Here is a 20,944-nt window from a genome sequence, read left to right as displayed (position 1 = left end):
AAATTAGTATGCCGACGCACCTCTGGGAAGAGACAAGATGTCCTTGACGGCCACGTGTCTTCGACAGGTGCCCCTGGAGAGCCACAGCACAACCGCTGAGCCGCGGAAGAGGGAGAGCCCCATGTCAGCAGCCGAGGGTCCGCTCGTCGTCGGCGTGGACACGTCCACCCAGTCCACGAAGGCCCTGGTCGTCGACGCGGCCACCGGGCAGGTGGTGGCGAGTGGACAGGCGCCGCACACCGTCACCTCAGGCGCGGGCCGGGAGAGCGATCCGCGTCAGTGGTGGGACGCCCTGCGCGAGGCGCTGCACCAGTGCGGCGACGCGGCGCACGAGGCGGCCGCCGTGTCCATCGGCGGCCAGCAGCACGGCCTGGTGACGCTCGACGAGCACGGCGAGCCGGTGCGCCCGGCGCTGCTGTGGAACGACGTCCGTTCGGCCCCGCAGGCCCGCCGGCTGGTGGAGGAACTGGGCGGTCCCAAGGCGTGGGCCGAACGTACGGGCAGTGTGCCCGGGGCGTCCTTCACGGTCACGAAGTGGGCGTGGCTCGCCGAGCACGAGCCGGAGGCGGTCCGCGCCACCCGGGCGGTACGGCTTCCCCACGACTACCTCACCGAGCGCCTGACCGGTCAGGGCACCACCGACCGCGGTGACGCCTCCGGCACCGGATGGTGGGCATCCGGCACGCAGCGGTACGACGAGGAGACCCTCGCGCACGTCGGGCTCGACCCGGCGCTGCTGCCCCGGGTGGTGCGGCCGGGAGAGGTGGCCGGCACCGTGCGCGACAGCCACGACCTGCCCTTCTCCAAGGGCACGCTGGTGGCGGCCGGCACCGGCGACAACGCCGCCGCCGCGATGGGCCTCGGGCTGCGACCGGGCACCGCGGTCCTCAGCCTCGGCACGTCCGGCACGGTGTACGCCGTCTCCCGGCACCGCCCGGCCGATCCGACCGGCACGGTGGCGGGCTTCGCCGACGCGCGCGGGGACTGGCTGCCGCTGGCCTGCACCCTGAACTGCACGCTCGCGGTCGACCGCCTCGCGGCGCTGCTGGGTCTGGACCGCGAGGCCGTGGCGCCCGGAGGCTCTGTGACGCTGCTGCCGTACCTCGACGGCGAGCGCACACCGAACCTGCCGAACGCCTCCGGGCTGCTGCACGGACTGCGCCACGACACCACCCCGGGCCAGCTGCTGCAGGCCGCGTACGACGGCGCGGTGCACGCGCTGCTCGGCGCCCTCGACCTGGTCCTCGACGAGGACGCGGACCGCGCCGGCCCGTTGCTGCTGATCGGCGGCGGCGCCCGGGGCACGGCCTGGCAGCAGACCGTGCGCCGGCTGTCGGGACGGCCCGTCCAGGTCCCGGAGGCCAGGGAGCTGGTCGCGCTGGGGGCGGCGGCGCAGGCGGCCGCGCTGCTGACCGGCGAGGACCCGGCGGCGGTGGCCCGCCGCTGGAACACGGCCGCGGGCCCGGTGCTGGAGGCCGTGGAGCGGGACGAGGAAACGCTCGCCCGGATCAGCGGGGTACTCTCCGACGCAGCCCCGCTGCTGGAGCGGGCGCCGGAACCCCGCTGAGCCGACCGGCCCAGCCACGGACCAAGGATTGACGGAGGCATGACCGCACCGCTGCACGAGGCCCGCCCGCGGGGCGTCGGCCGCGCCCTGCCGGACACCCAGCAGGGCATGCGCCGGCGCAACCTGGCCCGGGTGATGCACGCCGTCAGCGCCGAGGGTTCGCTGTCGCGGGCCGCGGTGGCCTCACGCATCGGTCTCACGCGGGCCGCGGTCTCGACGCTGGTGGACGAGCTGATCCGCACCGGCCTGCTGGAGGAACTCGGCCCCGAGCGGCCGGGCCGGGTGGGCCGGCCCGGATCGGCGCTGGCGGTGAGCGGACGTGGCCCGGCCGGGATCGGGGCCGAGATCGGCGTCGATCACCTCGCGGTGTGCGCGGTCGACCTGCGGGGCACGGTCCGTGCGCGGGCCGTGCGTCACGTCGCCAACCGGGGCCGGGCGCCGGAGCCGGTGATCGAGCAGCTGACATCGCTGGTCCACCGGATCGTCGCGGAGGCCGAGGAGCAGGAGCTCTGGCCCGCCGGGCTCGCGGTCGCCGTGCCCGGACTGGTGGCGAGGGACGGCCGTACGGTCGTGCGCGCCCCCAACCTCGACTGGCACGACACGGACCTCGGCGCCCTGATACCTGGCGGGTGGCCGCTGACCGTGGACAACGAGGCCAACTTCGGCGCGCTGGCCGAGCTGTGGCTCGGCGCCGGCACTCCGCCCGACTTCCTGCACGTGTCGGCCGAGATCGGCATCGGCGCCGCGGTCGTCGTGGACGGGCAGCTGCTGCGCGGCACCCGGGGATTCGCGGGCGAGCTGGGCCATGTGCCCGTGCGCCCGGACGGGCCTGCCTGCGCGTGCGGCGGGCGAGGCTGCCTGGAGCAGTTCGCGGGCGAGGAGGCGGTGCTGCGCGCGGCAGGACTCGAGCCGCGTGAGGACGGAGTCGGCCTGCTCGCGCAGCGTGCCGAGCAGGGCGACGACGGCGTACGGGCGGCCCTGCACGACGCCGGTACCGCACTGGGTATCGCCCTGACAGGTGCGGTGAACCTGCTCGACCCCGAGACGGTGGTCCTGGGCGGTGCCCTGGCGGGGCTCTCGCCCTGGCTGCTGCCCACGCTGGAGGCGGAACTGACGGGCCGTACAGCGGGTCCGGCCTGCCCGGTGACGGTGTCCCGGCTGGGCTCCGAGGGCCCCCTGCTCGGCGCGGCGCACTCGGTCGTCCGGGCCGTACTGGACGATCCGGCGGCGGTGGCGGAACGCTCCTGACACTCTCTTGCCACGCCCCGGAACGCCGGGCGCGCCGGCAACCCTGCTTCGCCCGAACGGGTGGCCGAGTTGTCCACAGGCGGTCCGTCGTCCACGGAACCGTGGCGCACCCTTCTGCCCAACCCGCCCGCGCCGTACCGTGATTCACGCGAGCCGCAGCCGTGGACCCGTCAGGTCCGCCGGACGCGCTCGCGGAATGGAAGGGATGCAACACACGTCGGACGGCAGCGGACTGACACGTCTCGGGGGGCACAGATGCACGCGGAATCAGCCAGTGTGGTGAACCTGCCCTGTGCGGGTCACTTCCTGCGAGACGGCCGACACGCCTTCGCACCTGTACGGCATCTGCTGTTCCCGGTGCTGGGCATCGTCGCGTTCGTCCCCGCGCTGCTGACGGCCGCAGGCCTGCCGGTGTTCGACTTCGTGACCGAACTGACCCCTCCGGTGTCCTACGCGGGTCCCGTAATCGGCATCTGGATGGCCGTGGGCGTGGTGGTGCTGCTCGTGCTGATGCGGCGTCACCCCGAGCGCATAGCCGAGACGGCGCGGGTGCACGTCGACGACCACGACCCGACCAGCCACCGCCAGGACGGAGCCATACCCCGCTGACGTGGGGCCGGACGGGAGCAGTACGGCGCCGGCGCGCCCGCCCGGCCGCGCCTCACCACTTGCTGCACCTCCCTGCCTCGCCCCTCCTTTCCTCGCCACTCCCCGCCTCGCGTCTCCTTTCCTCGCCACTCCCCGCCTCGCGTCTCCTTTCCTCGCCACTCCCCGCCTCGCGTCTCCTTTCCTCGCCACTCCCCGCCTCGCGTCTCCGCGTCTCCGGGCATCACGGCCAAGCGACACGACCCGGCCCGCCGCCCCCGCATTCCGGTCTGCCTGCCGATCGGCCCACTTCATGACCGCCACCGCCCAGAAGGGACCCACGTCACGATGACCGACCCCCGGATCCTCACCGTGCGCCCGGCGCCGGACCAGTACGCCTGGACGTTCGGCGGCGCCGCGCCCGTGGCGCGGATCGCGCCCGGCACCGTGCTCGACCTGTACACGGAGGACTGCTTCGCCGGCCGGGTCCGCTCCGAGAAGGATCTCGTGTCCGAGGTCTGCGAGTTCCCGTTCCTCAACCCACAGACCGGTCCCTTCCACGTCGAGGGCGCCGAGCCCGGCGACACCGTGGCCGTGCACTTCGTGTCGGTCGAACCTGCCCGCGACTGGGCCGCGTCGACGACCGTTCCCCTCTTCGGGGCGCTCACCTCCACGCACACGACGGCCACGCTCCAGCCGCCGCTGCCGGAACGGGTGTGGATCTGGCAGCTGGACCGCACGCGGCGGACCGCCCTGTTCCAGGCGCGCGACAGTGACATCGAGGTGGAACTGCCCCTGGATCCGATGCACGGCACGGTGGGCGTGGCACCCGCCAACCTCGAGGTGCGGTCCGCGCTGGTCCCGGACGCGCACGGCGGGAACATGGACACCCCCGAGATGCGGGCCGGAGTCACCTGCTACCTGGGCGTCAACGTCGAGGGCGCCCTGCTCAGCCTCGGCGACGGCCATGCCCGGCAGGGCGAGGGCGAGACCTGCGGGGTGGCCGTGGAGTGCGCCATGAACACCGTGGTGATCGTGGACCTGCTCAAAGACGTCGCCACCCCGTGGCCCCGGCTCGAGTCGGACACGCACATCATCTCGACCGGTTCGGCACGCCCGTTGGAGGACGCGTTCCGGATATCGCAGCTGGACCTCGTGCAGTGGCTGGTGCGCGACTACGGGTTCGGTGAGCTGGACGCGTACCAATTCGCAACCCAGGCGGTCGAATCGCCGTTGGCCAACGTGTGCGACACGAACTACACCTGCGTGGCCAAGCTTCGCAAGCAGTGGCTGCCCGCACGGGAGACCTACCGCGGGGTGCACGCCCGGTTGCGGGAGACCGCCCGGGCCCTGCGGCACTGAACCCCACCGTCGCACCCGCCCGGAGCACCCCGGCCTCCGCCCACCTCGACTCCCCACACCCCGGAAAGGCAATCCCCCCCATGGACATCGACTCGGCAAAGCCGCGCCTGAGCAGACGCCGGCTCCTGCAGGGCGCGGCACTCGCCGCCGTCCCGTACGCGCTGCTCCCCGCCCCGAGCGCCGATGCGCAGAGCACGGCCGTCGACTACCCGCCCGCCGAGTGGCAGCCGGCCAGCCCCTCCAACTACACGTCGGCCGACCGCCCCGACGGCTACGCCATCGATCGTGTGGTCATCCATGTGACACAGGAGACGTACGGCGACACGCTGGCCATCTTCGCGAATCCGCAGAAGGCGGTGTCCGCCCACTATGTGGTCCGTTCGGCGGACGGACACGTCGCCCAGTGCGTGCACGAGGCCGACATCGCCTGGCACGCGGGCAACTGGGACTACAACACCCGCAGCATCGGCATCGAGCACGAGGGGTGGGTGGACCAGCCCGCCTACTTCACCGATGCTCTCTACGAGCAGTCGGCGAAGCTCACGGCGGCGATCTGCGACAGGTACGGCATCGCCAAGGACAGGGAGCACATCATCGGCCACTACGAGGTGCCCGGCACCGACCACACCGACCCGGGACCGGACTGGGACTGGGTCCGCTACATCAGACTCGTCAATTTCGCCTAGCCGGGGGCCGAACCGGCGTCGAACCGGTTGTCCGCACGGACACCCGGCGTGACGATGGTCCCGGCCGTGTCACCGGCCAGCGCCGATGGCGTCGCCGCCGAACACCGTGTATCACTGCCGTATCACCCTCGGGGGGAGGCCGAGTTGACCGATCCGTGGGTAGCCCTTGAGCCGGGAGCCGACCCGGCCGAGCGCGTCCGCGCGCTGCGCCGCGCGCACGAGACGTTCACCACGGTGGGCACCGTGCCGCGCCCGGTGCGCTTGGTGGTGGCCGAGTCGTGGCGGCGCAGCGCGCGTGCCGGAGTCGGGCCGGACGGGGCCGCGAGCGTGGAGCTGACCGACGGCGACCTCGGTGCCTACCGGGCGGAACACCCCCTCGCCCGGGTGATGCCGCTGTTCCGGGAGCTGCTGGGCACGTTCGCCGCCGACGGCGAGCATCTGCTGGCCGTGTGCGACGCGCACGGCAGGCTGCTGTGGGTCGAGGGCCATCCGGTGACCCGCCGCCGGGCGGACGGGATGAACTTCGTGCCGGGGGCGCGCTGGTCGGAGACCGCGGTGGGCACCAACGCGCCGGGTACCGCGGTCGCCGTGAACCGGCCGGTGCAGGTGTTCGCGGCCGAGCACTTCATACGGCGGGTGCAGCCGTGGACGTGCGCGGCCGCACCGGTGCACGATCCGCACACCGGCCGGGTCCTGGGCGCCGTGGACATCACCGGCGGAGACGGGCTCGCGCATCCGCACAGCCTCGGCTTCGTGCGGGCGGTGGCGCGGGCGGCCGAGACCCAGCTCGCGCTGCTCGCCCCGCCGCGCCCGGCCGCGCAGACCCCGATGCTGAGCACGCTGGGCCGGGACGAGGCCGAACTCACCGTGGCGGGGCGGCGGACCAGGCTCAGCCGGCGGCACAGCGAGATCGTCCTGCTGCTGTCCCGGCATCCCGAGGGGCTGACCGGTGACGAGCTGCTGTGCGCTCTGTACGCCGACGAGTCGGTGACGCCGGTGACCCTGCGGGCCGAACTGGCCCGGCTGCGCAGACTGCTGGGCCCGGGTGTGCTGGCGTCTCGGCCGTACCGGCTGACGGCGGCGGTCGAGTCGGACGCGACCGTGGTGGAGCGGCGGCTGGAGTCGGGGGCACTCACCGCGGCGGCGGAGGCGTACACCGGTCCGCTGCTGCCCGGCTCGCAGGCGCCGGCGATCGTACGTCTGCGGGAGCGTCTGGCCGACGGGCTGCGGACGGCGCTGATAGCGCACCGGGACCCCGATCTGCTGGCGGACTGGGCGCACGCGCCGTGGGGCGAGGACGACGTGGAGGTGTGGCGGGCGCTCGCCGCGATACGTCCGACGGCGTCGGTGCGAGCCCGGCTCGCCGCCCTGGATGCGGAGTTGGCGGCGCCGGCCGACCGGGGGCCGGCCCGGTCCCGCGGCGCAACGTACTTGCAACGTCCGCCCGCCTAGCCTCGCGCCGAGAGCTGCCCAACGGCGGGCAGCGCTGCACCGGGAGGCAGACCAGCATGACTCGTTACGCGGCGCCGGGCACGGAGGGCGCGATCGTCTCCTATCAGGCGCGCTACGACCACTTCATCGGTGGCGAGTACGTGCCGCCGATACGCGGGCAGTACTTCGAGAACCCGTCGCCGGTCAACGGGCAGCCGTTCACCGAGATCGCGCGCGGTACCGCGGAGGACGTCGAGCGGGCGCTGGACGCGGCGCACAAGGCGGCCCCCGGGTGGGGCCGTATGTCGGTGACGGAGCGCTCCGACATCCTGCTGAAGATCGCCGACCGCATGGCGGCCTACCTGGAGCCCCTTGCCGTGGCCGAGAGCTGGGAGAACGGCAAGCCGGTGCGGGAGACGCTCGCGGCAGACATCCCGCTCGCGATCGACCACTTCCGCTATTTCGCGGGAGCGATCAGGGCGCAGGAGGGGTCGCTGAGTGAGATCGACGACGACACGGTGGCGTACCACTTCCACGAGCCGCTCGGGGTTGTCGCGCAGATCATCCCGTGGAACTTCCCGATCCTGATGGCCGCGTGGAAGCTCGCGCCGGCGCTCGCCGCGGGCAACGCGGTGGTCCTCAAGCCCGCCGAGCAGACCCCGGCCTCCATCCACTACTGGTTGAGCCTGGTCTCGGACCTGCTGCCGCCGGGCGTGCTGAACATCGTCAACGGCTTCGGCGTGGAGGCGGGCAAGCCGCTGGCGTCGAGCCCGCGGGTGGCGAAGGTGGCGTTCACCGGAGAGACCACCACCGGGCGGCTGATCATGCAGTACGCCTCGGAGAACATCAAGCCGGTCACGCTCGAACTCGGGGGCAAGTCGCCCAACATCTTCTTCGACGACGTGTGGGCGCACGACGACGACTTCCGGGACAAGGCGCTCGAGGGCTTCACGATGTTCGCGCTCAACCAGGGCGAGGTCTGCACCTGCCCGTCCCGGGCGCTGATCCAGCACGCCCACTACCGGGAGTTCCTCGACGCGGCCGTCGAGCGCACCCGGAAGATCAAGCCGGGCCACCCGCTCGACACCGACACGATGATCGGCGCCCAGGCCTCCAACGACCAGTTGGAGAAGATCCTCTCCTACCTGGACATCGGCCGGCAGGAGGGGGCCAAGGTCCTCACGGGTGGTGAGCGCCTGGAGCACGACGGCGAGTTGAAGGGGGGCTACTACGTCCAGCCCACCATCTTCGAGGGCGACAACCGCATGCGGATCTTCCAGGAGGAGATCTTCGGCCCGGTCGTCTCGGTGGCCTCGTTCGACGACTTCAACGACGCCATCAAGATCGCGAACGACACGCTGTACGGCCTGGGCGCGGGCGTGTGGACCCGGGACGTCAACACCGCCTACCGCGCGGGCCGCGCGATCCAGGCCGGCCGTGTGTGGACCAACTGCTACCACGCCTACCCGGCGCACGCGGCGTTCGGTGGCTACAAGCAGTCCGGCATCGGCCGCGAGAACCACAGGATGATGCTGGAGCACTACCAGCAGACGAAGAACCTGCTGGTGTCGTACTCCCCGAAGAAGCTGGGCTTCTTCTAGGCGTAGAAGGGCGCCTGACCAGGGCAGATGCCCGGCAGGCGCCCTTCTCGGCGCACATCTGAGCAGCGAGTCGGCACGCCCTTACTCCCCATATCTCCCACTCCATGTCCCAGCTTTGACCAACGGTTCCGGTGGCAGCGCTCGCGATCTCCCACGCAAAGCCGACCGTGGACGAATTTCTTGCCGCAACCCGGGAGGCAGCCACCCAGCGTTGCTACCCCTCTGCCGTCGCCGGGCCACAGTTCCTGGCCAGGGCCTGTCGGATCTCGGCGTCCCGGCTCTCGGCGGACTGGTCGGATGTGGCCCAGGCGATGCATGCGTCGGGTCTGACCAGAACCGTCTTGCCGGTCGGACCGGCTGAGGTGGCGAACCCCACCTCACCGCTCCAGTCGTCGGCAACCGAGGCAGGCAGCGGCGCGTCCGCCGGCGAGACCAGCACGAACCGGCGCCCACGGAGAGCTTCGTAGAGGCGTCGCCCGCCCGGCCTTCGCACCCTCCACGGATTTCGACACCATGGGTGCGGGCGCGTGCGCGAAGCATCCGCTCGGTGTTGTACTGCGGCGTCACCAGCACATGAGGGAAGCGAGTCGGCAACCGCGACAGATCGATCTGCAGGAACTGGAGAACAGGATTTCGCAGACCCGTCGAGGTCAGATCATCCGCGACCGCGCGGGCATCCAGTTGCTCCAGCGTCCGCGCGTTGACAGAGAACGCGCGTGTGAGCTCCGAGTCCCGCACGCGCCGCTCGACGACGGTACAGCTGACGCCGGATTCCGCCAGGTCGCCTGCCAGCAGGAGTCCCGCGGGCCCCGCACCCACGATCACTACCTGCGTGTCGCAATCCATGCGCTTTCCTCCGGGTGGGGCGGCCACTCATCGTGGGCAGCACGCATGCCCGGACAACCGGAAAGTCTCGCCGGCCGACCTGGTCGGCAAAAGAGCTGATGCACATAGCCCAGCGCCCCACCACGGCCAGACTCCAGCGAGCCGAATCGCTTCTGATTGCACCGTACCGTCGGCCTGTAGATGCTGCGCGACACGGCGCGCACAAACGCGGCCTGGGCCCCGCGGTCGGGGCCCAGGCCGTGAACTGCTTCTGCCCGCCTGGGAAAGCCGGCATCCGTACCGTCATCACGTACCAGGCCGAGAGGTCGCGGCTTGGTCACGTCTTCGACTCAACTGCGGGCGAACTCGAGGAGGTCTTTGTTGAAGATCTTGGCGAACTTCGGGACCATTGCCAGGCCGTGGGGGGCGCCCGGGTACACCTTGTAGATCGCGTCTTTGACGAGCTTCGAGGACTTTTCACCGGCCGCCACGATGGGCACGATCTGGTCGTCGTCGCCGTGGACGATCAGTGTGGGCACGTCGACCTTCTTGAGGTCCTCCGTGGTGTCCGTCTCCGAGAACGCCTTGATGCAGTCATAGGCGCCCTTGATGCCCACTGTCATGCTCCAGAGCCAGAACTCGTCGCGGATTCCTTGCGTGACCGTCGAGCCGTCGCGATTGGCGCCGTAGAACGGGGCACTCAGGTCCCTGTAGAACTGTGAACGGTCCGTTTCCACACCCTCACGGATCTCATCGAAGACCTCGATGGGCAGGCCCTCGGGGTTGGCCTCCGTCTTGAGCATCAGCGGGGGGATCGCACCGAGCAGGACCAGTTTGGCGACCCGCGCCGTGCCATGCCTACCGATGTAGCGGGTGACCTCACCGCCACCGGTGGAGTGGCCGACCAGGATGACATCGTGGAGGTCCTCAGCCTCGATGACAGCGGCCAGGTCATCGGCGTAGGTATCGAGATTGTTGCCGTCCCAGGTCTGGCCGGATCGTCCGCCGCCCCGCCGGTCGTGAGCGATCGAGCGGAACCCATTGTCCGACATGAGCTTCATCTGGGGGTCCCAGGCGTCGGCAGTCAGCGGCCAGCCATGGGAGAAGACGACCGGCTGGCCCGACCCCCAGTCCTTGTAGAAGATCTGCGTGCCGTCCTTGGCAGTGGCGAAGGGCATGTCGGAGTTCCTCTCGAGCTGGTCCAGAACTTGCCGAGATCAGCGCCGCGCCCACACAAGCGCCTTGTCGGACTCTAACCGAGTGGTGGCGCGATCGCGCGTCGAAATGCACGGGCCCGCGTGGCCGAGATTTCTGGGTTTGAGCTCAGAGGATGACGCCTACCGATCACCACCGCGAAGGAGTCAGGGACGACAACCGAGGTACAGCGGTTGACCGATGCGCAGCGCTCGAAAATGAGTCAGGCTGGGAACGGCGGTCAGAACGTCCGGTCAACGTCTCCATACCGCCAGGCCAGTACGCCGCTCGCCGATTCCGCCCGATCGAAAGGACCATCACCCAGCAAAATCCGCGGAAACACATACCGTCATCCGGGAATTATAAGGCCCGTCATCATTGTCACACAAGGAGCGCTGGATGGAAATCAATAGGTCTGACACGGCGGTCGTGTTCATTGACCCACAGAATGACGTGCTGAGCGAGCACGGAGCCAACTGGGCCGTGGTGGGTGCAAGCGTCACGGAGAACAGGACCGTCGAGAATATGGAGAGAATATTCGATACGGCGAAGACGGGCGGGTACGAGGTTTTCATCTCGCCTCATTATTTTTACCCGACCGACGACGGATGGCGGATGAATGGGCCTCTCGAGACGAGCGAGCTCAAGACCCGCACGTTCGCAAGGACCGGCCCCCTGGATCTCACTGGATTCCAAGGCTCCGGGGCCGACTGGCTCGACCGGTTCAAGCCCTACATCGAGGACGGCAGAACGGTGGTCGCCAGCCCCCACAAGGTATTTGGGCCGGAAAGCAACGACTTGGTACTACAACTACGCAAGCGCGGCATACAGCGAATTATTCTCGGCGGCATGCTGGCAAACATGTGCGTCGAGTCCCATATGCGACACCTCATAGAGGAAGGATTTGAGGTCGCCCTCGTCAGCGATGCGACAGCAGGTCCCCGGCACCCGGTCTGGGGCGATGGCTACCAAGCAGCGATCATCAACTATCGATTCTTCGCCCATGCATTGCTGTCGACTGACGAGGTAATCGAAAGAATGCGGTAGGACTGCCTCCTCAGCACACTCCTCGTGGGCGGCGTATGCGACCGCCACCGCCTCCTCGACCTGACCATCGGTCGGCACGCTGACTTGGCCGACCAGTTGGCCGGTCCAGGGCGAGGTCACAGCCAGTGTGTCCGAACGTCAGGGCCGTGACCGGACATGACCTCCCCCCGCGCCTTCTGGCTCGCCGGCCGCCAGGCCATCAGCGAGACTGCCAGGGTCGTCTGGCGCTGATCCGCCGCTTCCCCAAGGGGGTTGTGCTGGGCATCACGCCCTTCAACTTCCCGCTCGATCAGTGCGCTCACAAGGTCGCTCCGGCCATCGTGGCCGGCGCCCCGATCATCCTGAAGCCGGCGCCGAACACTCCCCTGTCCGCCCTGATCCTCGGGGACCTGCTCGCCGAGACCGAATTGCCGGAAGGTGCGTGGAGCATTCCGCCGGTCGCCAACGACCGGATGCCCGCGCTGATCCAGGACGAGCGCGGGCCCGTCATCTCCTTCACCGGATCCGAGAAGGTCGGCTACGCGATCATGGACTCGGTCCCGAGGAAACACTGCACGCTGCAACTCGGCGGGAACGGCGCGGCCGTCGTGCTGGGTGACTTCACGAGCGACGAGGACCTCGACCGGGCCGCCGACCGGATCGCCACGTTCTCCAACTACCAGGGCGGACAGTCCTGTATCTCCGTGCAGCGCGTCACAGCCCACGCCGCGGTGTACGACCGACTGCTCCCCCGCATCGTCGCAGCAGTCGAATCACAGGTCACCGGGGACCCCTCGGACGACAGGACCGATGTGGGCCCGCTCGTCAGCGAGGACGCCGCGTGCCGCGTCGAGTTGTGGGTCGACGAAGCCGTCGTCGCCGGTGCCACGCTCCACGCGGGTGGCAAGCGCGATGGCGCCTCGTATGCGCCTACGGTACTCGGGGATGTTCCAGCCGACACGACACTGGCCTGCGAGGAGGGTCTTCGGACCGGTTCTCATGGTGCTCGGGGTCGCTAGCGAGGCCGAGGCCTTCGCGGCGGTCAACGACTCCAAGTACGGCCTGCAGACAGGTGTGTTCACCCACGACTTGCAGGCGCCGTTCCGGGCCCATCGCGCTCTGGAGGTCGGCGGTGTCGTCATCGGCGATGTTCCCTCCTACCGCGCCGACCAGATGCCCTACGGCGGCGTCGAGCAGTCCGGTGTCGGCCGCGAGGGAGTGAAGTTCGCCATGGACGACTACACCTACGAACGCGTGCTGGTCCTCACCGATCTCGCCCTGTAACAGCCCACCGACTCGGATTCAGGAAAGGGTCTGCCGCGGGGTTGAGTGCCAGGTTTGACGCGCCCCTGCGTCCGTCGTGGCGTGGAGCGGCTCAGCGCGCCGTCGGCGAGCACGGCGGTCATCGTGGACGCCGATACCCGGCTGGTGATCGCAACCCCGACAAGGTGGTCCGATGGGTGCGTCAGTTCGCTGGGCGCGGCAGTACGGCGAGGGCGGCGCGGGCGATGTCCGTCAGCATCTCCTCGTCGGCTCCGGCCTTGGCCAGTGCTTCGATGCCGCGGAGTACGGCGAGCACCAGTGCGGCCAACCGTCCGGGGTCCGCGTTCGCGTCGAGGTCGCCGTTGCGCTGGCAGGCGGCGATGTCGTCCTTCAGCAGTGCGTGGAGCGCTTGGATGGCCGTGTGCGCACGATGGGCCACGGTCTTGTCGTGTTCGGCCAGCTCGGCGGTGCCTTTGGCCAGCAGGCATCCGCGCTGGACGGTGTCCGCGGCGGCGGCTGCGGCCACCGCGTGGATGTGGGCGGACAGCCGGGTGTACGCGTCCTCGTCGTCGCCGCGCAGCTGCTGGGCTGTGGCGTCGACGACTGCGTTGCAGTAGTCGTCGAACACACGGTGGAAGAGGTCCTGCTTGCCGCCGAACGCGCCGTACAGGCTGCCTTTGCCGAGGCCTGTCGCCGCGGCGATGTCGTCCATGCGCGTGCCGGCGTACCCAGCGGCCCAGAACTGCTCCCGGGCCTTCGCCAGTACCTGCTGCTCGTCGAATTTCCGAGGTCGTGCCATGCGGCTGAGCATACGCTTTCTTGACCGACTCGTCCATAACCCTTAACGTTATGGACGAGTCGGTCAAGAACTATCGAGGAGTGGCGCGTCATGACGGAAGTACTCGCAGGCAAGGTGGCCGTGGTCACCGGGGCGAACAGCGGCATCGGACTGGCCACGGCGCGGCGCTTCGCGGCTGAGGGCGCCCACGTGATCATCACTGGCCGACGCCGGGATGCGCTGGACGCGGCCGCTGCCGAGATCGGCCACAACGTCACCGCCGTCCGCGGAGACATAGCCAGCCCGGCCGACCTCGACCGGCTCTTCTCGGTCATCGCCGAGCAGGGCCGCCGCATCGACGTGCTCTTCGCGAACGCGGGCGGCGGGGAATTCGCAACCCTGGAGGAGGTGACGGAGCAGCACTTCGACGACACGTTCAACATCAACGTCCGCGGGACGCTCTTCACCGTGCAGAAGGCACTGCCGCTCCTCAATGACGGCGCCTCGGTGATCCTGACCGGTTCCACCGCCGCCACCACCGGCGGAGAGGCGTTCGGTGTCTACGCCGCCTCCAAAGCCGCCGTCCGCTCCTTCTCGCGCACCTGGGCCAACGAGCTGCGGGGCCGTGGCATCCGGGTCAACACCCTGGTGCCCGGACCGATCAAGACCCCGGGACTCACCGGCCTCGCGCCCAACGAGGAAGAGGCCAAGTCGCTCCACGCCTTCTTCGCGCAGCAGGTTCCCCTCGGCCGCATGGGCGAGCCCTCCGAAGCGGCCGCGGCTGCTCTCTTCCTCGCGACCGACCAGAGCAGTTTCGTCACTGGCGCCGAGCTCTACGTCGACGGTGGACTGAACCAGATCTGAGTGACCCTCCGTTCCGCCGCGGGGCGCCGAGAGAGCCCCCCCACCTGTAGGAAGACAGGATTCGCCTGCCGCGTGACCGTGTCGCACGGGGCGGACACCGCACCGGACGACGCGGCAGGTCACCGGCGCGACGGTGGCACGCGCCACCCGCCCGGCTGTCCACCGGCCCGAGCGCGCGCCTCGTTCTCGACGGAGTGCGCCGACGGGAGTGGCGGGGCGTCGCCGTGGCCCGGCCGTTCCGGTGGTGAAGCGGCGAACGGTCCGTCCGGCGGCACGTGGCCCCCGGACGGACCGTTCTCATCGTGCCGGCGCACCGCACCGAGGTGACCGAGCTCGGCTCCGCCGCCGTCGACGCCCGCGTCGTGCTGCCGCTCATCTCGGCGGCTGCCGTACCGTTCGGAGTCAGAAGGACGCGCGGCCACTAGCGGTTCCGCTCGCCAGTCGCGTGAAGCTGGGCTTCTTCTGGACGAGAGGGAGTTCTCCACGCGCGGAGGTTCCGGACGCGCGGGAGTTCCGGACGCGCGGGAGTTCCGGACGCGCGGGAGTTCCGGACGCGCGGGAGTTCCGGACGCGCGGGAGTTCCGGACGCGCGGAAGGAGGGCGCCCAGCGGGGCAGTGCCCGGCGGGGCCCTCTTTCGCGCGCGAGTGAACAGGTCTTGCTGCGGCCGCCCGTCACCGCCCCGCCTGCGTGCCGCGGGCCGTGCCGAAGCGGCGCTGATAGGCAGCGGGGCTGATGGACAGCTCGCGTGCGAAGACCCGGCGCAGGCTTTCATAGCTCGGGAATCCCGCCAGGGCGGCCGCCTGCGTCGCGGTGTGCCCCTGGTCGAGGAACGCCTTGGCGAGGTCGAGCCGGATCGACTCGACGTACCGGGCCGGCGTGGTGGCCAGCTCCTCGCGGAACAGCCGGGTGAGATGACGGGTGCTGACGTGGAGATGTCCGGCGAGTTCACCGAGGGAGTGGTCGCCCGCGGGATCCGCGAGGACCAGGTCGCGGACGGTGCGCAGGGCGGGAGACCGGGGCGGGGGGCCCTGCAGCGGAGCGGAGAACTGGGACTGACCGCCCGCTCTTTGCAGGTAGACGACCAGGGCGCGGGCGACGTCCCTGCTCAGCTCGGCCCCGTGGTCCTCCTCCACGAGAGCCAGCGCCAGGTCGATGCCGGCGGCGACGCCCGCGGACGTGAACGTGGTGCCGTCGCGTACGTAGATGGCGTCGGGCTCGACGCGGGTCTTCGGACACCGGGCTGCGAGTTCGCCCGCGACCTTCCAGTGGGTGGTGGCACGCTTTCCGTCCAGCAGGCCGATGGCGCCGAGGACGAACGCCCCGGAGCAGACGGCGGCGACGCGGCGGGAGCGCGCCGCCAGATCCCTCGCGGCGTCGACCAGATCGCGGGTGACGGGGGCCCTGGGAAAGACGTCCCCGCCCGGCACCACCAACGTGTCCGGGCCCGGCTCCGCGGCGGGGCCGTCGTCGACGGCGATCCGGATTCCGACCGACGACCGGACGTCGGCACCGGTGGTCGACAGCACCGCGATCCGGTAGTCGGCACCGAGTCGGTTCGCCTCCCCGAACACCTCGACCGGACCGGCCACGTCGAGCAGTTTCACCCCGTCGTAGACGAGGATGGCGACCCGGTGGGGCACGCCGGAGCTCACAGTTGTCCTCCTCGGGCTTTCGTTCCGATGTTCCTCAACCCCCGATCCCGTCAGCCGAGCCGGGCCTCACCCGTCCACGGCGAGCGTCGGCCCGCCCGCTCCCCCGGAGCGCCGGCACACTACGCGAACACCGGCCCGTCGCCCGCGGTGGCTTCACAGGAGGGCGAACGAAGGAGGGCGACTGTTCCTTTACAGTTATTTAATGTAACTAAATCATGCCTCCAGTGTGACGCGCATGAGACCTGCGGATCCCCTGCGACCAGCTGATCGTCCGCGGACTCGCCCTCGGGTACGGCGATCCCGCGCACCGCTGACCTGCTGCGCACCCCGCGCGAGCCCGTCGGTTCCTTCGCGACCTTCCACGGGCGCGTTGCGGCCTGAGCCCGTCGGACATGCGCCGATGCGCGATTCAGCTCGCGGTCCCATCCTGGAGTGACGGGACTCGAGCGGTCCACGGCCGGACCGATGCGGTGCCGCACGCAGCCATTCCGCGTGGTCGGCACGGGCGGGCCACGGCGCCCGGTCCACTCGTAGCGGACGGAAAGCACGGACCCATGACCGACATGATCGCAGGCGTGGAGATCCCCGAGACCTCGGCCGTCGCGGAGGCCACGAGCCACCTCCGGGACACGACCTCGCCCCTGATCTTCCACCACTCCCGGCGTGTCTATCTCTTCGCCTCCCTGCACGCCCGCGAGCTGGGTCTGCAGCCGGACCCCGAACTGCTCTACATCGCGGCGATGTTCCACGACACGGGCCTGCTGACCCCGTTCTCCGACGCGGAACAGCGCTTCGAGCTGGACGGCGCGGACCACGCGCGCACGTTCCTGCTCGACCGTGGGTTCCCGGAGCGCGCCGCCGAGGTGGTCTGGACGGCGATCGCGCTGCACACGACGCCGGCGGTTCCCGGCCGGATGGGCCCGGAGATCGCCACCCTGAACTACGGCGTTCTGACCGACGTGCTCGGGTGGCGCCTGGACGGGCTGGACAGCGGCCGGGTGGACGAGATCGTCGCCGCTCATCCGCGCGGGGACTTCAAGAGGGAGTTCCTGCAGACCTTCGTCGAGGGGCTCAAGGACCGTCCGGACACCACGTACGGGACCGTCAACGCGGACGTCCTGGAACACTTCGTTCCCGGCTTCCGCCGCACGTCCATGGTGGAGCGCGTCATCCACTCGCCCTGGCCGCAGTGAGCAGTCGGAACGAGGAGGTGCCGGGGCCCGCCGTCCCCACGAGGGGCCCCGGCCTGGCGGGGAGCTGTGATCAGGTGTTCCGTCCCGGCCGCTCAACCGGACGGCAGCTCCCCGCACGTATTCGGGCGGGCACGGGTGCCCGCGATCTGTCTAGCCCTCGACGAACGTGACCGTCTCGTCGAGGGCGGCCCGGCCCGTGCGGGCCCTGCTCGACGTGGCGTCCTCGTACCCGATCGACATGCCACAGAAGAGGACGAGTTCGTCGGGCGGCGAGAGCACCTCCGCGACGCTCCTGTGGAACTTCGCCCATGCCATCTGCGGGCAGCTGTGCAGCCCTTCCGCCCGCAGCAGGAGCATGACGGTCTGCAGATACATGCCCACGTCGGACCACTGGGGCCGTCCCAGGCCCCGGTCGATGTAGCAGAACAGGGCCGCCGGCGCGCCGAAACAGGCCCAGTTCGCCGAAGCGGCCCGCTGGCGCGCCTCCACGTCCTCGCGCGCAATACCGACTGCGCCGTAGCGCAGCGCGCCGAAGGCCGCCCGGCGCTCGCGGTAAGGGGACTTCAGGGTGGGCGGGTACTGCTCGTACTCCGCCTCGTCCCATGGGTCGCCTTCGGCCAGTCGCCGGCCGGTGCGCTTCTTGATCTCGTCCAGCGGTGCGCCGCTCACCACGTAGGCGTGCCACGGCTGGATGTTCGATCCGGACGGCGCCCAGGCCGCGGCGGTCAGCACGCGTATCAGCGTCTCCCTCGGGACAGGGCGGTCATTGAACCCGCGCACCGCCCGTCGACTCATGACCGCCTCGTAGACGTCCACCACCGCCGCCCTTCTCGTGTGCCTGTGCCGTCGACCCTTTGACCGGCCGGGACCGGAAAATGTGACAGGCGGCTCGGCGGGCACCAAGGCACGGCGCATGACGTGGCCGCGAGGGCGATGGCTGGACATGGTGATTCATCGACATGCCGTCGACGTGTCTGTGGGCTGTGAAGGCTTGACTCCACCTCAGGCATGACGCTCCACCCCAGGGGAGTTCGCCGGTGTGCCACGGCTGGGGCGAGGCTGCCCGACCAGTTGCGCCCGCGGGCGAATCCCGGCCGGGGAGAGGCCGTCAGCTGCGGCCGACGGCGGTCCGTGTGTCGCCGTTCGCCATCTCCAGGCGCCGGATGGCCTCCTCGGCCGTGCACCCGGCGAGCAGCATGACGATCGCGGTCTTGGCATGACCGTCGGCCGCCACCAGCGCGTCGGCGGCGGTGTCGGGGTCGGCGCCGGTGGCCTGGACGACGATGCGGCGTGCCCGATCGACCAGCTTCTCGTTGCTGGCCTTGACGTCGACCATGAGGTTTCCGTAGGCCTTGCCCAGACGCACCATCGAGGCGGTCGAGAGCATGTTGCAGACCATCTTCTCGGCCGTGCCGGCCTTGAGCCGGGTCGACCCCGTGAGGACCTCGGGACCGGTGGGGATCTCGATCGGGATGCCGGCGTGGCGGCTGACGACCGCGTCGCGGTTGCAGGCGACCGAGACCGTGGCGGCGCCCTTGGCGGCGGCGTGCCGCAGGCCGCCGACGACGTAGGGGGTGCGGCCGCTGGCGGCGAGTCCCACGACCGTGTCGCGGTCGTTCACACCGATCTCGTCAAGGTCGGCGACCGCCCTCCCCGGTTCGTCCTCCGCGCCCTCGACCGCCAGCACGAAGGCGCCGGGGCCGCCGGAGAGCAGTCCCACGACCTGCTCGGGGGCGGTGCCGAAGGTCGGCGGGCACTCGACGGCGTCGAGCAGGCCGATGCGGCCGCTGGTGCCGGCGCCGATGTAGATCAACCGCCCGCCCGCCCGCAGCGACTCGGTGATCGCCTCGACGGCGGCCCCGATCTGCGGGAGGGCTTCGCGCACCGCGAGGGCGACGGTCCGGTCCTCGTCGTTCATGACCGAGAGCAGTTCGCTGACCGGCATGCGGTCCAGATCAGCGGTCCGCTCGTTGCGGGTCTCGGTGCCGAGTGTGCTGAGGTCCACGGCGCGGTCGTCCTTTCGGGGGTGCGGGAGAAGGAGGGCAGAGGCGGTCAGTCGCCGGACGGTGCGCGGCGGGGCGACGGCTGGCGCCGGCGGCGCTGGACCGCGCCGTAGGTCTTCTCCAGCGCCGCGGTGGTGGCGTCGTAGGACTGCTGGGCGACGCCGACGAAGAGGCAGTCGATGAGCGCGAGCTGGGCGATGCGGCTGACGGTCGCGCCGGAGCGGAAGGGCGTCTCCCGGGCGCAGGTCGTCAGCACGAGGTCCGCGCTCTCCGCGAGTGCGGAGCGCGGGACGTTGGTGAGGGCGATCGTGGTGGCGCCGCGTTCGGCGGCGGCCTGCAGGGGCTCGACGGTGTCCTCGGTCTCTCCCGAGTGGGAGATGGCGAGGGCGACGTCGCCCGGGCCGAGGAGGGCGGCGGCGGTGAGTGCGGCGTGCCGGTCGGTCCAGATGAACGCCATGCGGCCGATGCGGTGCAGCTTCTGGTGCAGGTCCTGGCCGACGAAGGCGCTGGCGCCGACGCCGAAGATGTCGATCCGGCCGGCGCCCGCGACGGCCTCCACGGCCCGGCCCAGCACCTCGACGTCCACTCCGGCCCCGGTGTCCTCCAGGGCGCGCACCTCGTTGTAGATGATCTTGCCGACGATCTCGTCCAGGGTGTCGGTGGCGCTGATGTCGGTGCCCGGTGCCGGACGATCGCCGCTGAGGGCGTGCTCCCGGGCGGCCGCCGCGGCCAGGGAGAGGCGCAGCTGCGGGTAGTTGGTGACGTCTATCGCCCGGCAGAAGCGCATCACCGTCGCCACCGAGGTGTCGGCCCGCTTGGCCAGGGCGCTGATGGACAGCTCCGCCGCCTGCGCCGGGTCGGCCAGGACGGCCTCGGCCACCCGTCGCTCCGACGGCGCGAGCGACGGCAGCGCCGTCCGGATGCGTGCCAGGGTTCCGGCGGCGGAAGGGTCCTCCGCGGGCCGGGCCGGTATGCGAGGTGGTTCCGTGCGGGCCATGGGCCGTTCCTCCTGACTGGGTGGCGCCACAGTAACCACGGGCTCGGCCGGACGTCAAAAAGTTACGTGCCGAATTACGTGAAGTTACTTATTGACATGTGGAGTCCGTCGTTCTGATACTCGCTGAACCGCGCCGCGCGCCGGTCACCGGCCTCCCGGCCACCCGTGACGGGCCTGCGCGACGCATCCCTGATGACACAAAGGCGTGCCGTATGACAGCAGTAGTTGCGGTGGACCTGGGCAAGACCGGCTGCCGTGCCGCGTTGTGGAACGGCAGCGACGGTCCGCCCCGGCAGACCCGCGAGGTGCCCGGGGCTCCCGGGCTCGCCGCCGAGAACGGCGTGGCGGCGGCCCGTGCCGCCGTGCTCGCCGCCGTACGCCCCCTCCTCGAAGCGCACCCCGCGCCGCGGTCGGCGACGGTGTGCGTGGGCGCGGCGGGCGCGGCCTCCGCACCCGAAGCGGCCCGCGCCCTGGCCGGCCTGCTCCTGGCGGACCTGCCCACGGACGAGGTGGCCGTCACCAGCGACGCCGTCACCGCCCACGCGGGCGCCCTCGGCGGGCACACCGGCGTGGTGCTCGCGATCGGCACCGGTGCCGTGGCGATCGGCATCGGGGACGACGGGTCGTACGCCCGCGTCGACGGATGGGGCCCCTGGCTCGGCGACGAG

Annotated in this window: 18 protein-coding genes and 3 pseudogenes; 13 read left to right on the top strand and 8 right to left on the bottom strand. The window is 70.6% G+C overall.

The window, feature by feature from the left end; genetic code table 11:
- Positions 1 to 121: 121 nt before the first annotated feature.
- The 7 genes from xylB to ACLU3S_RS08745 all read left to right on the top strand — a co-directional run bounded on the left by xylB (position 122) and on the right by ACLU3S_RS08745 (position 8,480).
- On the top strand, positions 122 to 1,567 hold the full coding sequence (gene xylB / locus ACLU3S_RS08775; protein WP_413951189.1) for a xylulokinase: 1,446 nt from the start codon (positions 122 to 124) through the stop codon (positions 1,565 to 1,567).
- A 39-nt stretch (positions 1,568 to 1,606) separates the two neighbouring features.
- Positions 1,607 to 2,815, top strand: a complete 1,209-nt coding sequence (locus tag ACLU3S_RS08770) for an ROK family protein (RefSeq protein WP_413951188.1) — start codon at positions 1,607 to 1,609, stop codon at positions 2,813 to 2,815.
- Between the two features lie 255 nt (positions 2,816 to 3,070).
- Positions 3,071 to 3,424 (top strand): hypothetical protein, encoded by a 354-nt coding sequence (locus ACLU3S_RS08765; protein ID WP_413951187.1) that lies wholly within the window; start codon positions 3,071 to 3,073, stop codon positions 3,422 to 3,424.
- A gap of 324 nt (positions 3,425 to 3,748) precedes the next feature.
- Positions 3,749 to 4,762 (top strand): acetamidase/formamidase family protein, encoded by a 1,014-nt coding sequence (locus tag ACLU3S_RS08760; RefSeq protein WP_413951186.1) that lies wholly within the window; start codon positions 3,749 to 3,751, stop codon positions 4,760 to 4,762.
- A gap of 80 nt (positions 4,763 to 4,842) precedes the next feature.
- Positions 4,843 to 5,448: an N-acetylmuramoyl-L-alanine amidase gene (locus tag ACLU3S_RS08755; RefSeq protein WP_413951185.1), complete on the top strand. Its 606-nt coding sequence runs from the start codon at positions 4,843 to 4,845 to the stop codon at positions 5,446 to 5,448.
- A gap of 144 nt (positions 5,449 to 5,592) precedes the next feature.
- Positions 5,593 to 6,900, top strand: coding sequence for a GAF domain-containing protein (locus tag ACLU3S_RS08750; RefSeq protein WP_413951184.1), 1,308 nt, complete (start codon positions 5,593 to 5,595; stop codon positions 6,898 to 6,900).
- 56 nt (positions 6,901 to 6,956) lie between these two features.
- Positions 6,957 to 8,480, top strand: a complete 1,524-nt coding sequence (locus tag ACLU3S_RS08745; RefSeq protein WP_413951183.1) for an aldehyde dehydrogenase family protein — start codon at positions 6,957 to 6,959, stop codon at positions 8,478 to 8,480.
- A 214-nt stretch (positions 8,481 to 8,694) separates the two neighbouring features.
- Here ACLU3S_RS08745 and ACLU3S_RS08740 read toward each other — a convergent pair whose 3' ends face one another.
- From ACLU3S_RS08740 to ACLU3S_RS08730, 3 genes and pseudogenes are all read right to left on the bottom strand, one after another.
- Positions 8,695 to 8,919: a hypothetical protein gene (locus ACLU3S_RS08740; RefSeq protein WP_413951182.1), complete on the bottom strand. Its 225-nt coding sequence runs from the start codon at positions 8,917 to 8,919 to the stop codon at positions 8,695 to 8,697.
- 59 nt (positions 8,920 to 8,978) lie between these two features.
- Positions 8,979 to 9,326 (bottom strand): annotated as a pseudogene (locus ACLU3S_RS08735) (FAD-dependent monooxygenase); the annotation flags it as partial.
- Between the two features lie 329 nt (positions 9,327 to 9,655).
- A complete protein-coding gene (locus ACLU3S_RS08730) occupies positions 9,656 to 10,483 on the bottom strand; it encodes an alpha/beta fold hydrolase (RefSeq protein ID WP_413951181.1) in 828 nt (275 codons plus the stop codon).
- Positions 10,484 to 10,898: 415 nt separating this feature from the next.
- On the opposite strand from ACLU3S_RS08730, the gene ACLU3S_RS08725 reads away from it, so the two are divergent.
- Both ACLU3S_RS08725 and ACLU3S_RS08720 read left to right on the top strand, forming a co-directional pair.
- Positions 10,899 to 11,546: a cysteine hydrolase gene (locus ACLU3S_RS08725; protein ID WP_413951180.1), complete on the top strand. Its 648-nt coding sequence runs from the start codon at positions 10,899 to 10,901 to the stop codon at positions 11,544 to 11,546.
- A gap of 212 nt (positions 11,547 to 11,758) precedes the next feature.
- A pseudogene (locus tag ACLU3S_RS08720) lies at positions 11,759 to 12,809 on the top strand (aldehyde dehydrogenase family protein); the annotation flags it as partial.
- 181 nt (positions 12,810 to 12,990) lie between these two features.
- Here ACLU3S_RS08720 and ACLU3S_RS08715 read toward each other — a convergent pair.
- A complete protein-coding gene (locus ACLU3S_RS08715; protein ID WP_413951179.1) occupies positions 12,991 to 13,587 on the bottom strand; it encodes a TetR/AcrR family transcriptional regulator in 597 nt (198 codons plus the stop codon).
- 90 nt (positions 13,588 to 13,677) lie between these two features.
- Here ACLU3S_RS08715 and ACLU3S_RS08710 point away from each other — a divergent pair, with 90 nt between their 5' ends.
- Together ACLU3S_RS08710 and ACLU3S_RS08705 are read left to right on the top strand one after the other, a co-directional pair.
- A complete protein-coding gene (locus ACLU3S_RS08710; protein ID WP_413951178.1) occupies positions 13,678 to 14,430 on the top strand; it encodes an SDR family oxidoreductase in 753 nt (250 codons plus the stop codon).
- Between the two features lie 302 nt (positions 14,431 to 14,732).
- The gene (locus ACLU3S_RS08705) at positions 14,733 to 14,855 is read left to right on the top strand and encodes a hypothetical protein (protein ID WP_413951177.1); all 123 of its coding nucleotides are present in this window, start codon (positions 14,733 to 14,735) and stop codon (positions 14,853 to 14,855) included.
- A 247-nt stretch (positions 14,856 to 15,102) separates the two neighbouring features.
- Here ACLU3S_RS08705 and ACLU3S_RS08700 read toward each other — a convergent pair whose 3' ends face one another.
- Positions 15,103 to 16,083 (bottom strand): GlxA family transcriptional regulator, encoded by a 981-nt coding sequence (locus tag ACLU3S_RS08700; RefSeq protein ID WP_413951176.1) that lies wholly within the window; start codon positions 16,081 to 16,083, stop codon positions 15,103 to 15,105.
- A gap of 554 nt (positions 16,084 to 16,637) precedes the next feature.
- Here ACLU3S_RS08700 and ACLU3S_RS08695 point away from each other — a divergent pair.
- Positions 16,638 to 17,276 (top strand): HD domain-containing protein, encoded by a 639-nt coding sequence (locus tag ACLU3S_RS08695; RefSeq protein ID WP_413951175.1) that lies wholly within the window; start codon positions 16,638 to 16,640, stop codon positions 17,274 to 17,276.
- Between the two features lie 150 nt (positions 17,277 to 17,426).
- On the opposite strand, the gene ACLU3S_RS08690 is transcribed toward ACLU3S_RS08695, so the two are convergent.
- From ACLU3S_RS08690 to ACLU3S_RS08680, 3 genes are all read right to left on the bottom strand, one after another.
- Positions 17,427 to 18,092: a nitroreductase gene (locus ACLU3S_RS08690; protein ID WP_413951232.1), complete on the bottom strand. Its 666-nt coding sequence runs from the start codon at positions 18,090 to 18,092 to the stop codon at positions 17,427 to 17,429.
- A gap of 292 nt (positions 18,093 to 18,384) precedes the next feature.
- A complete protein-coding gene (murQ, locus tag ACLU3S_RS08685; RefSeq protein WP_413951174.1) occupies positions 18,385 to 19,281 on the bottom strand; it encodes an N-acetylmuramic acid 6-phosphate etherase in 897 nt (298 codons plus the stop codon).
- Positions 19,282 to 19,328: 47 nt separating this feature from the next.
- The gene (locus ACLU3S_RS08680; RefSeq protein WP_413951173.1) at positions 19,329 to 20,276 is read right to left on the bottom strand and encodes a MurR/RpiR family transcriptional regulator; all 948 of its coding nucleotides are present in this window, start codon (positions 20,274 to 20,276) and stop codon (positions 19,329 to 19,331) included.
- A 212-nt stretch (positions 20,277 to 20,488) separates the two neighbouring features.
- On the opposite strand from ACLU3S_RS08680, the pseudogene ACLU3S_RS08675 reads away from it, so the two are divergent.
- Positions 20,489 to 20,944: pseudogene (locus ACLU3S_RS08675) on the top strand (ATPase); the annotation flags it as partial.

The organism is Streptomyces sp. AF1A (assembly GCF_047340315.1).
GTDB lineage: Bacteria > Actinomycetota > Actinomycetes > Streptomycetales > Streptomycetaceae > Streptomyces.
The sequence above is the reverse complement of the archived record's forward strand: the minus strand, read 5'-3'. Positions and strand labels throughout refer to the sequence as shown.